We start from the raw sequence: 18,931 nt of genomic DNA on the forward strand, positions 1-18,931 counted from the left end.
CTAGAACACCCATCACTCACTGCCCTCGTGAGTCACTCCATCTCAGCCTTTAGTGGCGGGTAGGAGGCGTCCATTCCATCTGCCCTGAGGATACCCTTATAAGTGTCGTCTCTTGAATACTCGCCTCTTCTTAAGACGAAGATCAGCATTCCGCCGCCCCGATCACAATTGGTTTCTCGATCCCGACTGCTGATGCGCCTAGCGGAAGGTGCGCGTGGACCGCTCACCCTGATCTCCGGTCCGGCTGGCTTTGGCAAAACGACTCTGATCAGCGACTGGATCAGCACCGGCGATAACCACTGTCGTGTCGCTTGGTTCTCGCTCGATCAGGACGATAACGATCTTGTGCGCTTCATTTCCTATTTAGTCGCTTCCCTACAGATCATCGAGCCAGGGATCGGACGAGCGCCCCTGTCTTTACTAGGCTCTCTGCAAACCCCGACATCCAAAGCTCTGATGGTCCAGTTGCTCAATGAAATCGGTGATTTGTCGAACCCTATCATGTTGATTTTGGACGATTATCATGTCATTGAAGATTCAGAAATCGACGCAGCGGTAACCTTTGCCATCGATCACTTACCGGAACAACTACGGTTAATCATCGCTACCCGTGAAGAGCCGAGGCTGCCTTTAGCGCGCTGGCGGGCGCTCGATCGCATCACCGAAATCGGTCTGGAGGATTTGCGCTTCTCGGATGAAGAGTCCGCGCTGTTTCTGGATCGGACCATGGGACTGAAGCTCGATGCTAAGTTAGTGCGGATACTGGAGAAGCGAACCGAGGGTTGGATCGCAGGTCTCCAGATGGCGGCGCTTTCCTTACAGGGTCATTTACGGATCGAAGGCGTGAATCATCTTGCGGAGGCAGTCAAGACTTTTAGCGGCGAACACCGCTATGTGATCGACTATCTGGCAGCGGAAGTGCTGCGCCAGCAATCGAGCGAGATTCGTGTCTTTCTGCGCCAAACCGCGATATTGGACCGGTTCTGTGCTTCCCTCTGCGATGCATTGACGGATCGGACCGACAGCCGATTGATTCTGGCCCAGCTCGAACAAGCGAATTTGTTCCTGATCAGCCTCGATGACCATCGTCAGTGGTATCGTTACCACCAACTCCTCGCCGATTTTCTGCGGACCGATTTATGCGTTGGCGAGCAGGCGACGTTGCACCGTCAAGCCAGCGCCTGGTATGAAGCCAACGGCTTCGGCACCGAAGCGGTCAAACACTCTCTGGCGGCGCAGGATATCCCCACGACGGTATCCCTGATTCGCGTCCATGTAGACGAGATGCTATGTCGGGGCGAGTTCCCCGCAGTGCTGGCCTGGCTGGAGGCGCTGCCCGATGATACGGTCCACGCTCACGGCGACCTGGCTGGTTATAAAGCCTGGCTGTTATATCTGCGCGGCCGGATCGAGGAGGCGGAGGCATATTCGGCGCCCGCGCATACCGCCGAGCACGCTGACATTCCTCCCACACATCAAGCAACGCTTTTGGCTTTCCAGGCATTCCTGGCCATCAATCGAGGCAACCCGGAACAGGCCGTGACGCTCGCTCGGCAAGCCCTGGATGAGCTGCGCGAAAGCGGGTCTTTCTTCCACACCTGTGCGCTCAGCCTGCTGGGTCATGCGCAACGCCTTTCCGGCGATCGGAAAACAGCGATCAAAACGCTAAGCCAGGCTGTGAATCTCGGTCAAAAGCTCGGCAATCACTTAATCACCCTGGATGCGTTGGGTAATCTGGCGCCGCTGATGTATGCCCAGGGTCGTTTACGGGAAGCGATGTTGCTCTGTTGTGAGAACGTCGAACGTTACGTGGATGTCCGCGGTAAGCCATTGGCGGTCGCCGGCCTGGTCTACGTGCCGCTGGGCGTTTTGTTTTACGAGATCAATGACTTGGAGTCAGCCCAGCGTCACTTGAGCACAGGGATCGCTCTTTGCCAGCAGTTGGGAATGGTCTATTACACCTTGATGGGCCAACGGTCGCTCGCCAAGCTGCAGCATGTGAGCGGCGCGCGCGAAGCGGCCTGGGATACGTTAACGGCGGCGCGGCAACTGGCCGAAAAATCCGAAAATCCTCGGCGCTGGCGATTGATAGATGCTGCGGCGGCAGAACTGCAATTGCGTGAGGGAAACGTCGCTGCCGCCGTGCGGACTTTGGAGAGGGCGACCATTTCGGCTGAATCCCCTTCCGAGTTTGAGCGCTTGATCTATGCGCGCCTGCTGCTGGCGCAAAATCAGCCGCGGATCGCAGAGCGGATATTAAACGCTCTTGAGACGGTGGCGGTCAAAGAAGAACGGAACGGCAGTCTGATCACCGTTTACGTGTTGCAGGCGTTGTGCAAACGGGCCTGCGGCAATCGGGCCGCCGCCCTGGACCGATTGGAGCAGGCGCTCTCACTCGCCGCCTCGCCGGGATACCGGCGGGTTTTCCTTGATGAAGGTCCGGCTGTAGCCGCGTTACTGTCGCAACTACGCCATGTAGCACCTGCTTTCGTCATCGAACTCTTGCAAACATTTTCCCACCTGCCTGCGCCTGCGCCTGCGCTGGATGGTCTGGCGGAACCGGTGAGCAAAACCCAGCGCGAGGTCCTGCGCCTATTGGACTTCGGCCTTACCAATCAGGAAATCGCTGATAAGTTGGGAATCTCCGTAGGCACCGCTAAATGGCATCTGCATCAGATTTTCGGCAAGCTACAGGCGCGCAATCGCACTGAAGCCGTCACTAAGGCCCGCGAACGCGGGCTGTTGTAATCCTAATATCCCTAACTCTTACCCAACCCTCGCGCCTATCTCACGATAGGTGAGCTTTTTCCGTGCGCGTCTACAGTGTTAATCAACGTAATTGAGATCAATAGGTAAGAGAAGATGACGCTAGCAAACTACCGTATCGCGACGGTCGGCGCATTCGTCGGTCGAGATCTGGGGGTTTCGGATTGGATTGAAATCGGCCAAGTGCGTATCGATCAGTTTGCCGAATGCACCGGCGATCACCAATGGATTCACGTCGACCGGGAACAGGCCGCTCGCGAGAGTCCCTATGGCGGCACAATCGCCCATGGCTTTTTGTGTCTGTCGCTGGTCGCTACCACCCATCTCCAACTTGGCGTCGCCCCGCCGGATACGGATCAGGTGCTCAATTACGGACTCGACCGGGTGCGCTTCATGGCACCCGTCAAGGCCGGCGCCCGGGTGCGCAATCGCATAGAACTGATAACAGCGGAACCCAAGGGGCCAGGCCGCGTCCTCATCAAGACTCGCAATACCATCGACATCGAAGGCGAAGGCAAGCCCGCTTTGGTTGCTGAGTTACTGACCATGCTCATTGCCTCTTAACCGGAAGGACGCCATGCCGACGACAGCTCGAAGAGTGCGAAGGCAGGGGCGCAGATCACCACCTAGCACCGACGCGCCAGCTACCTACAATAATCCTGAATGGACTGTGGAACCGCCGAACCAAACCACCCTGGTCTTCGTGCACCCCTTCTTATTACAAGGAGGGAATTTCCACAACCTGGACAGGATGGCCAATTAACTCCCATCGAATGGTGTGCAATGAGAGAGGACAATAATGACTAACAGTATCATCGACAAAACCCCGTCGGCTTATGCTTACCCGCTGCTGATTAAAAATCTGCTGGCCAATCCGTTGCGCCAGTTTCCCGCTCAGGAAATTGTTTACGGCGATTTCAAACGCCAGACCTATCGAGAGATGGGCGAACGCATCCACCGGCTGGCCAGCGGTCTGGCCGGATTGGGCGTCAAACCTGGGGATACTGTGGCGGTCATGGACTGGGACAGTCATCGCTATCTGGAATGCTTCTTTGCCGTCCCGATGATGGGCGCGGTGCTGCATACCGTGAATATTCGACTGTCTCCAGAGCAGATTCTCTATACCATCAATCACGCCGAGGACGACGTGATCCTGGTTAACGCTGAATTCCTGCCGATCCTGGAGGCCATCCGCGACCGGATCGAACCCGTCAAGAAATTCGTGTTGCTCAACGATGCCGATCAGCCTCCCGTCACCTCCCTGAATATTGACACGGAGTACGAAGCGCTGCTGGCCGCTGGTGATCCCAACTACCTGTTCCCGGATTTTTCCGAAGACACCCGCGCCACCACATTCTACACCACCGGCACCACTGGCCTGCCCAAAGGCGTGTATTTCAGCCACCGGCAACTGGTCTTACACACCTTCGGCGTGATGACGGCGGTGGCAGGGAGCGGACAAGGCCACATCAGCCGCGACGATGTGTATTTGCCGATCACCCCGATGTTTCACGTTCACGCCTGGGGCGTCCCTTATATCGCCACAGTGATGGGCTTAAAACAGATCTATCCGGGCCGCTATGTGCCAGATCACCTGCTGCGCCTGATTCAGCGGGAAAAAGTGACGTTTTCCCACTGTGTGCCAACCATCCTGCAAATGCTGCTCGCCAGTCCGGTCGTCGACGAGGTCGACCTGTCGCGTTGGAAGGTGGTCATCGGCGGGTCAGCATTGCCGCAAACCTTGGCGCAGCAGGCCCGCGCTCGGGGCGTGGACGTGTTTACTGCCTACGGCATGTCGGAAACCTGCCCGATTCTGACCCTAGCGCAACTCAAACCGCACATGCTGGACTGGGATGAAGAGCGGCAGTTGGACATTCGCTGTAAGACCGGGTTACCGGTACCACTGGTCGAACTGCGTGTGGTGGATGAGGCGATGAACGACTTGCCGCATGACGGCAAGACGCCGGGCGAGGTAGTGGTTCGCACACCCTGGTTAACTCAGGGTTATCTCAAGGATCCCAGGAATTCCGAAGCGCTGTGGCGCGGCGGCTATCTGCACACCGGCGATATTGGGGTCATCGATGAGGAGGGCTATCTCAAGATCACCGACCGGCTCAAGGACGTGATCAAGACCGGCGGCGAGTGGGTCTCCTCGCTGGAGCTGGAAAACCTCATCCTCAAGCATCCTGCGATCGAAGAAACCGCGGTGATCGGCATGCCCGATCCCAAGTGGGGCGAACGACCGCTGGCAGTGGTCGTCCTCAAGGCTGGGCAGGAAGCTAGCGAGGCCGATGTCAAGGCGCTGCTCCAGGATTTCGCGGCCAAGGGCATCATTTCCAAATACGGGGTGCCGGATCGCGTGGTCTTCGTGGACGTACTGCCCAAGACCAGCGTCGGCAAGCTCGACAAAAAGTTGATGCGCGAGCAATACACGACTGGGTAGCGGCCTGTTGCGGGGAATGACGTCGTCAGAGACTCTACTGCAGAGCCTCCCCCCTTTGAAAAAGGGGGGCCGGGGGGGATTTTGACGAGCAACGGCCATCCACGGCGTTCAAATCCCCCCCCTCACCCCCCTTTGCTAAAGGGGGGAACTCAGAATTCAAAATTTATTGAGAAATCGATATAACTACATGAAGACAGGAGGAGCGACATGAAAATTCTCGTCGCCGTGAAACGGGTAGTCGACTACAACGTCAAGGTTTACCCCAAGGCGGACGGCTCCGGCGTGGAGATCGCCAACGTCAAGATGAGCATGAATCCTTTCGATGAAATCGCCGTGGAGGAAGCGGTGCAACTGAAGGAATTGGGCAAAGCGACGGAGATCGTTGCGGCCTCCATCGGCGTCAGTCAGTGCCAGGAGGTGCTGCGCGCAGCGCTGGCCATGGGCGCTGACCGGGCCATCCTGGTCGAGACCGACGCTGCGCCCGAACCGCTGGTGGTTGCCAAGCTGCTGAAAATCCTGGTCGAACGCGAACAGCCGGACCTGGTGATCCTCGGCAAACAGGCGATCGACGACGACTGCAATCAGACCGGGCAGATGCTGGCGGCGCTGCTCGGCTGGGGACAAGGCGCTTTCGCCTCCAGGCTCATATTGGGCAAGCAAGAAATCGAGGTCACCCGTGAGATCGACGGCGGGCTGGAGACCGTGGCGCTCAAGCTGCCGGCGGTGATCACCGCCGACTTACGGCTCAATGAACCCCGCTATGTCAAGCTGCCCAACATCATAAAGGCCAAGAAGAAGCCGTTGACGACCTTGAATCCGGGCGACCTGGGCGTCGTGTTGGCCACCCAACTGACCACGCTGAAGATCGCCGAACCGCCCAAGCGCGAAGCCGGCGTCAAAGTCGCCGATGCGGCGGAACTCGTCGCCAAACTCCGAAACGACGCCAAGGTGATTTGATATGACCCACCTCTTAGTCATTGCAGAACATGACCACGCCACATTGAAAGCGGCCACTCTGAATACGGTGAGCGCTGCGCAGAACATCGGCGGCGAGATTCACCTGCTGGTGGCGGGAAACCACTGCGCCAGCGCCGCCGCCGCCAGCGCCAAGATTTCCGGGGTCACCAAGGTGCTGCAAGTGGATGCCGACCACTACGCCCATCCGCTTGCCGAGGACCTTGCGGTGCTGATCGCCGGATTGGCCAAAGATTACAGCCATGTGCTGGCCCCGGCCACCACCTTCGGCAAGAACCTGATGCCTCGGGTAGCGGCGCTGCTCGACGTTACCCAGCTATCCGATATCGTCGGCGTGGAGAACGCGGATACCTTTGTCCGTCCGATCTATGCCGGCAGCATGTTGGCTACGGTGCGGTGCAGCGCCCCGGTCAAAGTGATTACGGTGCGCAGCACCGCTTTTGCGGCGGCCGCCAGTGAGGGCGGCGCGGCGCCAATCGAAATGGTTCCCGCAGCGCCGCCACTGGGCGTGACCCGCTTTGTCGGCCAGGAACTGACTACGTCCGAGCGCCCCGAGCTGACCGCTGCCCAAGTGGTCATCGCCGGTGGTCGCGGCATGGGTTCGGGCGAGGATTTCAAGCTTCTGGAAGGCATCGCCGACCAGCTCGGCGCGGCGGTGGGCGCCTCGCGCGCGGCGGTAGACGCCGGTTTTGCGCCCAACGATTACCAGATCGGTCAGACCGGCAAAATCGTCGCGCCTGAACTCTATATCGCCGTGGGTATTTCCGGCGCCATCCAGCACCTGGCCGGGATGAAGGACAGCAAAACCATCGTCGCCATCAACAAAGACGAAGAAGCGCCCATTTTTCAGATCGCCGATTACGGCCTTGTCGGCGACTTATTCAAGGTGCTGCCCGAGCTGTCCGCCGAGCTGGATAAACTCCCACCCGCCTGAGGAGGCGACCCATGACGACTTATCTTGCGCCAACCCGCGACATGCGGTTTGTGATCGAGGAACTGGCCGGTCTGGACCGGCTGACCGGCCTGCCAGGCTACGAGGAGGCGACGCCGGATCTGATTGAAGCGGTTCTGGACGAAGCGGCCAAGCTGGCCGGTGAGGTGCTGGCCCCGATCAACAAAACCGGCGACGCACAGGGTGTGCGCCTGGAGGCGGGCGGTGTGCTCGCCGCCAATGGTTTCAAGGCCGCCTATCAGCAATTTGTGGATGGCGGCTGGAACGGCATCAGCAGCGCTCCCGACTATGGCGGCCAGGGTCTTCCGGAACTGGTGCTGGCGGCCACTGTGGAGATGTGGAATGCGGCGAATACGTCCTTTGCCTTGTGCCCCCTGCTGAACGCTGGCGCGACCGAAGCGCTCAAGCAGCACGGTTCGGATGCGCTGAAGGCGCAATATCTGCCAAACATGGTCAGCGGCGTATGGACTGGCACCATGAACCTGACCGAGCCGCAGGCGGGTTCCGACCTCTCAGCGGTGCGCACCAAGGCGGTGCCCGAGGCTGATCACTACCGGCTTTATGGCCAGAAAATATTTATTACCTGGGGCGATCACGACCTGACCGACAACGTCATCCATCTGGTGCTGGCGCGCACCCCGGATGCCCCCGAGGGGGTCAAAGGCATCTCGCTGTTCCTGGTCCCCAAATTTCTGGTCAACGCCGATGGTTCGCTCGGCCCACGCAACGATGTTCATTGTGTATCTATCGAGCACAAGCTGGGCATCCACGCCAGCCCTACCTGCGTGATGAGCTTCGGTGATCGAGACGGTGCCATCGGTTACCTGGTGGGCCGGGAGAACAAGGGACTGGCCCACATGTTCACCATGATGAACGAGGCCCGCCAGAAGGTTGGCATCCAGGGCCTGGGAATCGCCGATCGCGCCTACCAGCAGGCGCGCGACTATGCCAAGGACCGGATTCAGGGCCGTCCCTTGGATCAGAAATCCGGTGATCGCGTCGCCATCATTCAACACCCAGATGTGCGGCGCATGCTGATGACCATGAAATCCCAAGTCGAAGCCATGCGCGCTTTTGCCTATGTGATGGCCGCCGATATGGATCTCGCCCACAAACATCCAGACGCCGCCGAGCGCCAGCGTCGCCAGGCGCGGGTGGATTTGTTAATCCCGGTGGTCAAGGGTTGGTGCACCGAGTTGGGCGTGGAGATTGCTTCCATCGGGGTTCAAGTTCACGGCGGCATGGGTTATGTCGAGGAGACGGGCGCCTGTCAATATCTGCGTGACGCGCGCGTCGCCCCGATCTACGAGGGGACCACGGGCATCCAGGCCGCTGATCTGGTCGGCCGGAAACTCGTCATGGACCAGGGTAAAGCGATGGCGGAATTGATTCAGGAGATGTACAGCGTTCAGGCTGAACTCGCTCAGGCCGATAGCATCGAACTGATAGCCATCGGTGAATCGCTGACAGCGGGCGTCCAAGCTCTGGAGCAGGCGACCCAATGGGTGTTGCAGACGTTCAGCCGGGACCCTAATGCCGCCATCGCTGCTTCGAGAAATTATCTGATGCTGACGGGTTTTGTCTGCGGTGGCTGGCAGATGGCGCGGGCAGCGCGGGCGGCTAAGGTGAAACTTGATACCGGGGAAGATCCCGGATTCTACAGCGCTAAATTGGCCACCGTGCGCTTCTACACTGAACAAATCCTTCCTCAAGCGGACGCCCTGCTCAAGATCGTGCGCAGCGGCGGCTCAAGCGCCCTAGCGCTGCCAGCAGAACAGTTCTGAACCTTGCTACGGGGCGCTACTGCGCCCCGTTAACGACCTCCCAGCAAGCTACGGGGGTATATCGCCCTGATCATCCCGGCGCCGGTTCAAACTCCACTAGTTCCGCCCCATCGCTCACCTGATCGCCAACCGCAAACCGGAAGGACTTGACCCTCCCGCGCGCCGGAGCAGTCAGCGTGTGCTCCATCTTCATCGCCTCCAAAATCAGCAACGGCGCACCCTTCTCCACCAGCACGTCCACCTGCGTCAGCAAAGCGATCACGCTGCCGGGCATCGGCGCCAGCAACCCGCCTTCCTGCCCGCCGCCTTCACCGCTGTAGTACAACGGATCAACCCGCGCCAGCGGCCAGGCGCGGCCGTAAAGGAACACATACCGTCGCTCCCCAGCCACCACCACCGTCGCATTCAACCGCAACCCACCCAGATCCGCCCACAGCATATCGTTCGGCCCCAGCTCGCCCCGCACCCGCGTCTCCTGCCCATCCAGCTCCAGCACATAACCGCGCTCGGCGTAACGCACCCCCACGGTTTTCTCCAGCTCCCCGGCCCGGAACAATAAACGGCGTTTTGCTCGGGAATTGAGCCGCCAGCCATCGCGCCAGTGCCAGGGCGACAACGGATCGGTATGCGTGGCCGCTTCCGTGTTCGCCCGCACCTCCTCGCGCAACAGCGTCGCTAGCGCCGCTACCAGGAACACTTCACGGGGAATGGGCGCGTCAGTAGCGAAAACGAAATCCTGTTCGCGCTCAATCAGTCCGGTATCCAGATCAGCCCGCGCAAAGGCCGGCGAAGCCACCAGCCGCGACAGGAAATCCACATTGTTGGCAACGCCGACAATCCGGTATTGCGCCAGCGCTTGCAGCATCCGGGCCAGCGCCTGCTCCCGGCTAACATCCCAGACAATCAGCTTGGCAATCATCGGATCGTAGAATGGGCTGATCTCATCGCCCTCCTCCACCCCGGTATCGACCCGGACATGCAGACTCTCTTCCGGCAGGGCCAGATGCACCAATTGACCCGTGGACGGCAAAAAACCCTTGGCCGGATCTTCCGCGTAAATCCGCGCTTCCAGCGCGTGGCCGTGGATTTGCAACTGTTCCTGCGTCAGCGGCAACGGCTCTCCCCACGCTACGCGCAACTGCCACTCCACCAGATCCAGCCCGGTGATCATCTCCGTCACCGGATGCTCGACCTGCAATCGCGTATTCATCTCCATGAAATAAAATGCGCCATCCGGGTTGACGATAAATTCCACGGTTCCAGCCCCGACATACCCAACCGCCTGCGCCGCCGCAACCGCCGCCTGACCCATTGCCACGCGACGTTCCGGCATCATCCCCGGCGCAGGCGCTTCCTCCAGCACCTTCTGATGCCGGCGCTGCACCGAACAGTCCCGTTCAAACACATATACGAGATTGCCGTGGGTATCCCCGAACACCTGGATTTCCACATGACGCGGACGCGCCAGATATTTTTCGATCAGCACCCGTGCATCGCCAAAGGCCGACGCCCCTTCCCGCTGACAGGACGCCAGCGCCGCCGCAAAATCATCCGCGCGCTCCACTACGCGCATTCCCTTTCCGCCGCCGCCGGCGCTGGCTTTGATCAGCAGCGGATAACCGATCTGGTCAGCTTGCTCCTGCAGAAAATCCGGTTCCTGGCGATCGCCGTGATAACCCGGAATCAATGGAAGGCCCGCCTGCGCCATCCGCGTTTTAGCAACGCTCTTGGAGCCCATGACGCGAATTGCCTCGACGGGCGGTCCGATGAATACGATGCCGCTGGCGGCGCAAGCCTCGGCGAAATCCGGATTCTCGGACAGAAAGCCGCTGCCGGGATGAATGGCTTGCGCGCCGGTTTGCCGGGCGGCGGCGATAATCCGCTCAATGGACAAATAACTGTCCTTTGCAGCAGCAGCACCGATCAGCACCGCCTCCCGGGCCAAACGCACCGGGCGAGCATCCGCATCCGCTTCGGAATACACCGCAACCGTAGCGATGCCCAGACGATGCGCGGTTTTAATAACCCGACAGGCGATTTCCCCCCGGTTCGCGATCAGAATTTTCTGAAACATCGCTCTATCTCTCCGTCACGGCAATCCAGGTCGCCGCTCGCTTTTCCAGAAACGCCGCCAATCCCTCCCGGGCCTCTGGCGTTGCGCGCAGGGTCGCAATACGTCGGGCGGTATCCTCCATCAGCGCATCGCTCATCGGCTCACCAGCGACCGCCCGAATTAACGCTTTCGCCTCCGCCTGCGCTTGCGGCCCGCCTGGCAACAGCGCCTCAATCAGTTGTTGGATGCGGGCGTCCAACTCTTCCGGCGCAGCCACTTCATGGGCCAGACCGATCTCCCAAGCGCGCTGAGCGTTAATCCGTTCCGCGGTCTGAAAATAGCGATACGCCTGCCGCTGCCCGATCGCCCGGATCACATAAGGACTAATGGTCGCTGGCGTAATCCCGAAGCGCACCTCCGAAGTGGCGAACACCGCCCGAGTTGAAGCAACGCACAGATCACAAGCTGCCGCCAGGCCCATCCCGCCGCCCAGCGCCGCGCCCTGCACCCGGGCAATTGTCGGCTTGCGCAATTCCGCCAGGGTGCGCAGCATCGCCGCCAACCGCCGAGCGTCTTCCAGATTGTCCTCGACCGATGCCTGACCCGCCGCTTTCATCCAGTTCAGATCCGCGCCCGCCGAAAAGCTCTTGCCACGACCGGCCAGAACCACCACGCGCACGTTGGCATCGGCATCCAGCATCCGGCAGGCGTCGGTCAATTCAGCAATCAACTGCGGATTAAAGGCGTTGTGCAATTCCGGGCGATTCATCCAGAGCGTCGCGACCAGCCCGACAGATTCGATTTCCAGCGTTGCGTACATGACTTACATCCTGAAAACGCCATAGCGGGTTGGCGGAATCGGCGCATTCAGCGCCGTGGAAAGAGACAGGCCGAGAATGCGCCGGGTCTGCGCGGGGTCGACCACCCCGTCATCCCACAAGCGGGCCGTCGCGTAGTAGGGATGGCCCTGCTCCTCATACCGTTCGCGGATCGGCGCTTTGAACGCCTCTTCGTCTTCCTTGCCCCAGACGCCGCCGCTGGCCTCAATGCCATCCCGGCGCACGGTCGCCAGTACGCTGGCCGCTTGCTCGCCGCCCATCACCGAAATCCGGCTGTTCGGCCAGGTCCACAGGAAGCGGGGTGAGTAAGCGCGTCCGCACATTCCGTAATTACCCGCGCCGAAACTGCCGCCGATCAGTACCGTGATCTTGGGAACCTGCACAGTCGAAACCGCGGTGACCATCTTCGCTCCGTCCTTGGCGATGCCGCCATTTTCATACTTGCGGCCTACCATGAAACCGGTGATGTTTTGCAGGAATACCAGCGGGATGCCGCGTTGCCCACACAGCTCAATAAAATGCGCGCCTTTCTGGGCCGACTCGCTGAATAGAATGCCGTTGTTAGCGACCACCCCCACCGGGTAGCCGTGGAGTTGGGCGAAACCGGTGACCAGCGTCGCACCATATCGGGTCTTGAATTCGTCAAAGCGCGACCCGTCCACCAGCCGAGCGATAATCTCCCGCACATCATAGGGCTTGCGGGTGTCGGTCGGGACAATGCCGTAGATTTCCTCGGGGTCGTAAACCGGCGCTTCACCCTTGCCCAGCGCCAGATTGACCGGTTTGACGCGGTTGAGATTGGCCACAATCCGCCGGGCGATGTACAGCGCATGGGCGTCATTTTCCGCCAAATGGTCGGCCACCCCGGACAGCCGGGTATGTACATCGCCGCCGCCCAGATCCTCCGCCGTGACCACCTCCCCGGTCGCCGCCTTCACCAGCGGCGGCCCCCCCAGAAAAATGGTGCCCTGATTTCTGACAATCACCGTCTCGTCCGACATGGCCGGCACGTAAGCGCCGCCCGCGGTGCAGGACCCCATGACGACGGCAATCTGCGGAATGCCCTGGGTCGACATATTCGCTTGATTGAAGAAGATGCGGCCAAAGTGATCCCGGTCGGGAAACACCTCATCCTGCTTGGGCAGAAATGCCCCGCCCGAATCCACCAAATAGATACATGGCAGATGATTCTGCTCGGCGATTTCCTGGCCGCGTAGATGCTTCTTCACCGTCAGCGGATAGTACGTTCCACCCTTCACCGTGGCGTCGTTGGCGATAATCATGCATTCCACGCCCTGCACCCGGCCAATCCCGGCAATCGCGCCTGCTGCCGGGGCTTCATTGTCGTACAGACCATACGCCGCCAGTTGCCCGATTTCCAGGAATGGCGTCCCCGGATCCAGCAGATGATTCACCCGCTCCCGGGGCAGCAGCTTGCCGCGCGCCACATGCTTCTGTCGAGCGGCTTCGCTGCCGCCCAGCGCCGCCTGTGCGATCTTCTCGCGCAAATCGGCGACCTGAGCGCGCATCGCCTCTGCATTCGTCTGGAACTCGGCGGAGCGGGGATTGATCCGGGAAGTGATTACGCTCATTTCAAGCGCTCTCGGCGAACAGTTCCCGGCCAATCAGCATCCGGCGGATTTCCGAGGTACCCGCGCCGATTTCATACAGCTTGGCGTCCCGCCACAAGCGGCCGGTGGGGTATTCATTGATATAACCGTTACCGCCCAGCGTCTGAATCGCCTCCCCGGCCATCCACGTCGCTTTTTCCGAAGCGTACAGAATCACGCCCGCTGCATCTTTGCGCAGGGTGCGGGCATGGTCCGCCCGGTCGCAGGACTGCCCGACCGCGTAAACATAAGCGCGGCAAGCCTGCCAGGTGGTGTACAGGTCCGCCAGCTTGCCCTGCATAAGTTGAAATTCGCCAATCGGCGTCCCGAACTGCTGGCGATCATGCAGGTACGGAACCACCACATCCATACAGGCCGCCATGATGCCCAGCGGCCCGCCTGCCAGCACCGCACGTTCATAATCCAGTCCGGACATCAACACCTTAACGCCGTTTCCGACCCCGCCCAGCACATTCTCCTCCGGCACTTCGCAGTCATCGAAGAACAGCGGATAGGTATTGGAGCCGCGCATTCCCAGCTTGTCCAGGTGCGAGCCGTGGCTGAAGCCCTTGAAATCCTTTTCCACGATGAAAGCCGTGATGCCCTTGGGGCCGGCGTTGATATCCGTCTTGGCGTAGATGATCAGCGTCTGGGCGTCACCGCCGTTGGTGATCCACATCTTGCCACCGTTAAGCACATAACAGTCGCCTTTTTTATCCGCCCGCAGTTTCATCGACACCACATCGGAACCCGCGTTGGCCTCGGACATGGCCAGTGCTCCAACATGTTCGCCGGACACCAGCTTGGGCAGATACCGGGCTTTCTGTTCCATCGTCCCGTTGCGGTGAATCTGGTTCACGCACAGGTTGGAATGTGCGCCATAGGAGAGTGCGACGGCGGCGGACGCTCGTGAGAGTTCCTCCATAACGACGATATGGGCCAGATAACCCATGTTGACGCCGCCGTATTCTTCGTCGACGGTTATGCCGATCAGGCCCAGTTCACCGAATTTAGGCCACAAATCGGCGGGAAATTGGTTGTCATGGTCGACTTGGGCGGCCCGGGGGGCGATTTCCTTGCGGGCGAAAGCCGAAACCGTCTCGCGCAGCATGTCGATGGTTTCGCCCAGATGAAAGTTCAGGCTATATAAAGACATAACTTCTCCTGGTGGGCACGGCAAGTCCTGTGGGCGTTCCTGCGCCCTCAGCGCCGGGTTTTATTTGAATGATTTTGCAAACCCTGTTTTGTCGCGGAAGTTTATTTACGCTCACCAGAGAGAATAGTTCTTTTTGAGGAAAATCACTTGAATTACTGCCGGTCCGCGAATGACCAATAATTGCGCTTCATTCATCGATCCCTTCAGCATCCCAATGATCTAAACTACAAACAAGCCTTTCCAGTAAAACGCCTAATTCAGTCACCAGACAATGGTGAAAAGGGGAAAGATCATGAGATCGCTTTTGGCAGTAATGATAGGATTGATAGCGATGGTTTCCTTGACGATTTGTCGTGCGGAGGAACCTACAGTCAAACTGGGAGCGCTTTATAATCTGACTGGCGGCATGTCCTCTATCGACGCGCCAGCCTGGCGCGGATCGCAATTGGCAGCCAAGCGCTTGAATGAGAAAGGCGGAGTGTTGGGTGGAAGAATGTTGGAACTTCTGGTCATCGATACCAGGACCGATATCCCGACTATCAAGGAAGCCGCCTTAAAATGGATCGCAAAGCCGGTCGTGGCTGGCCTGGGATACAGCGATAGCGATTCAGTATTGGCGGCAGCGCCTGTCTTTGAAAAACAGAGTATTCCCTTTCTGACCACAGGCGCGACCGATCCATCGCTGCCGCAGAAGATTGGGCGCTTCATGTTTATGACCCCGTTTGGCGATAATGATCAGGCCTATGCTATGGCGGATTTCGCCTATAAAACTCTTAATGCCCGCAATGTCGCGGTATGGATTAATGAATCCACTGACTTCACGCGCGTTCTAGCTAAGTTCTTTAAAGAACATTACCGTGAACTCGGAGGTAAGATTGTTGAGGAATACACTTTTCAAGCGGACCAAAGAGATTTTTCCACCGCTATCGAAAATCTGAAGCAGCTCTCTCCTCAACCGGATGTCATCTTTATTTCCGGTAACCCGGAAGATGCAATGCCCACGGTGCAACAATTGCGGGAAGCGCGCATTCAGCTTCCTATCCTGAGCGGAGATGGTTTTGACATCGACTTGCTGGCACTGTTGGCTAAACCGGAAAACGCAGACAGCGTCTATTTCACCACACACGCCTATTTCGAGTCGAAAAGACCGGAAGTAGCCGATTTCGTCAAGGCTTATCGGGAAGAGTACGGCCAAGCCCCGGAAAATTCCTTTGCAGCGTTAGGCTATGATGCGGTGAACCTGTTGGCCAATGCCATCGAACGAGCCGGTAACACCGAGGGCGCAGCCATTGCCAAGACCCTGACTGAAACCCGCGAATTCAAGGCGGTGACCGGCGATATCTCTTTCACGAGACCCAATCGTGTTCCCGTCGTCCCTGTAGGTATCGTGGCCATCAAAGATCAGAAGTACCACTTGATGACCACCTGGACACCATAAGGCAGTGGAGTCTCGCCAAAATTCCATTTCATCGACTACGCTTTTTCTAAACGCCGCGCCGGCAGAGTCCCCGTCCGCCGTCCCGGTGATGACAACAATAAAACGGTGATGAGACCGAATCCGGCTTCCCAGCGAACCGGGAATCGGCTGGAGGAGAATGATGTCTTCAGGAACACCCACGGCGACGCCGGAGGGCGTACAGACCTTCCCGCGCCTGCTTTTCCGTCACGCCGAAGTGCGGGGAGACGCCCCGGCCATCCGCGAAAAGGATCTTGGCATCTGGCAAGCCTGGACTTGGTCCGACGTGGCCGAACGAGTGCGCGCCTTGGCCAGCGGCCTGGCGGCGTTGGGCTTCAAGCGCGGCGATAACCTGGCCATCATCGGCGACAACCGTCCTCACCTGTACATGATGATGAGCGCCGCCCAATGTCTCGGGGGCGTCCCGGTGCCGCTCTATCAAGACGCCGTCGCCGATGAAATGCTCTTCGTCCTCCAGGACGCCGCTATCCGCTTCGCCGCTGTCGAAGATCAGGAGCAGATCGACAAACTGCTAGAAGTGTTGCATCTGGCGCCCAGGCTTGAACACATCATTTACGACGACCCGCGCGGGATGCGCCACTACACGGAACCCTTTCTTCACGACATCTACGCTCTGATGGAGATGGGACGGATTCACAACCGCAATCATCCCGATTTCCTCAACGCCGAGATCGCACAGGGACAGAGTCACGATGTCTCGGTCATGCTCTACACCTCCGGCACCACCGGTAAACCTAAGGGCGTCTGTCAAACTCACGCCGCTTTCATCGCTTCCGCTCGGGGAGGCCAGCAGATCGATCGACTCAGCCCAGATGGCGATATTCTGTCTTACCTGCCCATGGCCTGGGTCGGCGATCACCTGTTCTCTTTCGCCCAGGCGCTGGTCGTCGGCTTTACCATCAACTGCCCGGAATCCGGCGACACGGTGATGACCGACCTGCGTGAAATCGGTCCAACCTATTACTTCGCGCCGCCCCGAGTGTTTGAAAGCCTCCTGACCTCGGTCATGATCCGCATGGAAGATGCCGGGGTGATCAAACGTCGCCTGTTCCACTATTTCCTGGGCGTGGCCAAACGCTGCGGCAGCGCCATTCTCGACGGCAAGCCGGTCGCTCTCGGTGAGCGGCTTTTGTATGGACTGGGAACCCTGCTGATTTACGGTCCTCTGCGCAACGTCCTGGGCCTGAGCCGCATCCGCGTCGCCTACACCGCCGGCGCCGCCATCGGCCCGGAACTGTTCAGTTTCTACCGCTCCATCGGCGTCAACCTCAAACAACTCTACGGCCAGACTGAAACCTGCGCTTATGTCTGCCTGCAACCGGACGGTCAGGTCAAACCCAGCAGCGTCGGCGCGCCGGCCCCAGGCGTGGAGATCAAAATCGCCGACAACGGCGAGGTGCTGGTTAAAGGTCCGATGCTGCTCAAGGAGTACTACAAACGGCCTGACGCCACGGTCGAGTCCATCAACGATGAGGGCTATTTCATGACCGGCGACGCTGGGTTCATCGACGCCGACGGGCATTTGAACATCATCGACCGCGCTAAGGATGTTGGCAAATTGGCCAACGGCGCGATGTTCGCCCCGAACTACATCGAAAACAAACTCAAATTTTTCCAGCATATCAAGGAAGCCGTCTGTTTCGGCCATGATCGCGACCAGGTTTGCGCGTTCATCAACATTGATGTCGGCGCAGTGGGTAACTGGGCCGAGCGGCGCAATATCGCCTATTCCGGCTACACCGATTTGACCAGTAAGCCCCAGGTTCATGAACTGATCAAAACCTGCGTCGAAGAAGTCAACGCCACTCTCGCCCAGGATGTCATGGTGGCGGATTCCCAGATTCACCGCTTTTTCATCCTGCACAAGGAACTCGATCCCGATGACGACGAATTGACCCGAACCCGCAAGGTGCGGCGCAACTTCGTCGCCAAAAAATACCAGGTGCTGATCGACGCCTTGTATAGCGGCAAGACCTCGCAATTCATTGAAACCGAGGTCAAGTTTGAGGATGGCCGGCGCGGCAAGGTGTCCGCTGATCTCCAGATTATCGAAGCCGGAACCTTTCAACCGCGCAGCAGGCGGCGTAGATCATGAGCAAGCAAATCGGCGAGGTTATTCTCGACCTGCAAAGCATTTCGCTGCGCTTTGGCGGAGTCAAGGCCCTGACCGACATCTCCTTCGATGTGTGCGAACACGAAATCCGCGCCATCATCGGCCCGAACGGGGCGGGTAAAAGCTCAATGCTGAACGTCATCAACGGGGTTTATCACCCCCAGGAAGGCGTCATCATCTTCCACGGTCAGGAACGCAAACGCATGGAACCACATCACGCCGCAACTCAGGGCATTGCTCGCACTTTCCAGAACATCGCCCTGTTTAAAGGCATGAGCGTCCTCGACAACATCATGACTGGACGCATCACCCGGATGAAAGCCAGTTTTCTCGAACATGCGCTGTGGCTGGGCCGGGCACAACGGGAGGAATTGGAACACCGGAAAAAAGTGGAGGAAGTCATCGACTTTCTGGAAATCCAGCATATCCGCCGCACTCCGGTCGGGCGTCTGCCCTACGGTCTGCAAAAGCGGGTGGAGCTGGGCCGGGCGCTGGCCGCCGAGCCGTCCATGCTGCTGCTGGATGAGCCGATGGCCGGCATGAACGTCGAGGAAAAACAGGATATGTGCCGTTTCATTCTGGACGTGAACGACCAGTTCGGCACGACCATCGTCCTGATCGAACATGACATGGGGGTGGTCATGGATATTTCCGACCGCGTCGTAGTGCTCGACTACGGGAAAAAGATCGGCGACGGCCTGCCGGACGAAGTGAAAAGCAATCCGGATGTCATTACCGCCTATCTGGGCGTGAGTCATTGAGG

The 18,931-nt window shown here is 59.0% G+C and carries 13 protein-coding genes; 9 read left to right on the forward strand and 4 right to left on the reverse strand.

The features are described 5' to 3' along the window. The first annotated feature begins 102 nt into the window (after positions 1 to 102). From H6973_13580 to H6973_13605, 6 genes are all read left to right on the forward strand, one after another. The gene (locus H6973_13580; GenBank protein ID MCP5126618.1) at positions 103 to 2,748 is read left to right on the forward strand and encodes a helix-turn-helix transcriptional regulator; all 2,646 of its coding nucleotides are present in this window, start codon (positions 103 to 105) and stop codon (positions 2,746 to 2,748) included. Positions 2,749 to 2,862: 114 nt separating this feature from the next. Then, entirely contained in the window at positions 2,863 to 3,330 is a 468-nt protein-coding gene (locus tag H6973_13585) for a MaoC family dehydratase (protein MCP5126619.1), read from the forward strand. 235 nt (positions 3,331 to 3,565) lie between these two features. Further along, entirely contained in the window at positions 3,566 to 5,209 is a 1,644-nt protein-coding gene (locus H6973_13590) for a fatty acid--CoA ligase (GenBank protein MCP5126620.1), read from the forward strand. Positions 5,210 to 5,416: 207 nt separating this feature from the next. Then, on the forward strand, positions 5,417 to 6,166 hold the full coding sequence (locus H6973_13595; protein MCP5126621.1) for an electron transfer flavoprotein subunit beta/FixA family protein: 750 nt from the start codon (positions 5,417 to 5,419) through the stop codon (positions 6,164 to 6,166). Position 6,167: 1 nt separating this feature from the next. Next, positions 6,168 to 7,118, forward strand: coding sequence for an electron transfer flavoprotein subunit alpha/FixB family protein (locus H6973_13600; GenBank protein ID MCP5126622.1), 951 nt, complete (start codon positions 6,168 to 6,170; stop codon positions 7,116 to 7,118). Between the two features lie 11 nt (positions 7,119 to 7,129). Beyond that, positions 7,130 to 8,920 (forward strand): acyl-CoA dehydrogenase C-terminal domain-containing protein, encoded by a 1,791-nt coding sequence (locus tag H6973_13605; GenBank protein MCP5126623.1) that lies wholly within the window; start codon positions 7,130 to 7,132, stop codon positions 8,918 to 8,920. A gap of 70 nt (positions 8,921 to 8,990) precedes the next feature. Here the strand turns inward: H6973_13605 and H6973_13610 are convergent, their stop codons facing one another. From H6973_13610 to H6973_13625, 4 genes are read right to left on the reverse strand one after another with little or no spacing between them, the layout of a single operon-like run. Then, positions 8,991 to 10,994, reverse strand: coding sequence for an acetyl/propionyl/methylcrotonyl-CoA carboxylase subunit alpha (locus tag H6973_13610; protein MCP5126624.1), 2,004 nt, complete (start codon positions 10,992 to 10,994; stop codon positions 8,991 to 8,993). Positions 10,995 to 10,998: 4 nt separating this feature from the next. After that, a complete protein-coding gene (locus tag H6973_13615; GenBank protein ID MCP5126625.1) occupies positions 10,999 to 11,793 on the reverse strand; it encodes an enoyl-CoA hydratase/isomerase family protein in 795 nt (264 codons plus the stop codon). A 3-nt stretch (positions 11,794 to 11,796) separates the two neighbouring features. Continuing rightward, a complete protein-coding gene (locus H6973_13620; protein ID MCP5126626.1) occupies positions 11,797 to 13,404 on the reverse strand; it encodes a methylcrotonoyl-CoA carboxylase in 1,608 nt (535 codons plus the stop codon). A gap of 1 nt (position 13,405) precedes the next feature. After that, positions 13,406 to 14,578 (reverse strand): isovaleryl-CoA dehydrogenase, encoded by a 1,173-nt coding sequence (locus tag H6973_13625; GenBank protein ID MCP5126627.1) that lies wholly within the window; start codon positions 14,576 to 14,578, stop codon positions 13,406 to 13,408. 292 nt (positions 14,579 to 14,870) lie between these two features. Here H6973_13625 and H6973_13630 point away from each other — a divergent pair, with 292 nt between their 5' ends. The 3 genes from H6973_13630 (at position 14,871) to H6973_13640 (ending at position 18,929) form a co-directional block, all read left to right on the forward strand. Then, positions 14,871 to 16,016, forward strand: coding sequence for an ABC transporter substrate-binding protein (locus H6973_13630; protein MCP5126628.1), 1,146 nt, complete (start codon positions 14,871 to 14,873; stop codon positions 16,014 to 16,016). Between the two features lie 160 nt (positions 16,017 to 16,176). Beyond that, entirely contained in the window at positions 16,177 to 18,150 is a 1,974-nt protein-coding gene (locus H6973_13635) for an AMP-binding protein (GenBank protein ID MCP5126629.1), read from the forward strand. Beyond that, positions 18,147 to 18,929 (forward strand): ABC transporter ATP-binding protein, encoded by a 783-nt coding sequence (locus H6973_13640; protein MCP5126630.1) that lies wholly within the window; start codon positions 18,147 to 18,149, stop codon positions 18,927 to 18,929. Before H6973_13635 ends, H6973_13640 begins: the two co-directional genes overlap by 4 nt. Positions 18,930 to 18,931 lie beyond the last annotated feature (2 nt).

The sequence above is a fragment of the Gammaproteobacteria bacterium genome (assembly GCA_024235095.1).
Classification (GTDB): domain Bacteria; phylum Pseudomonadota; class Gammaproteobacteria; order Competibacterales; family Competibacteraceae; genus UBA2383.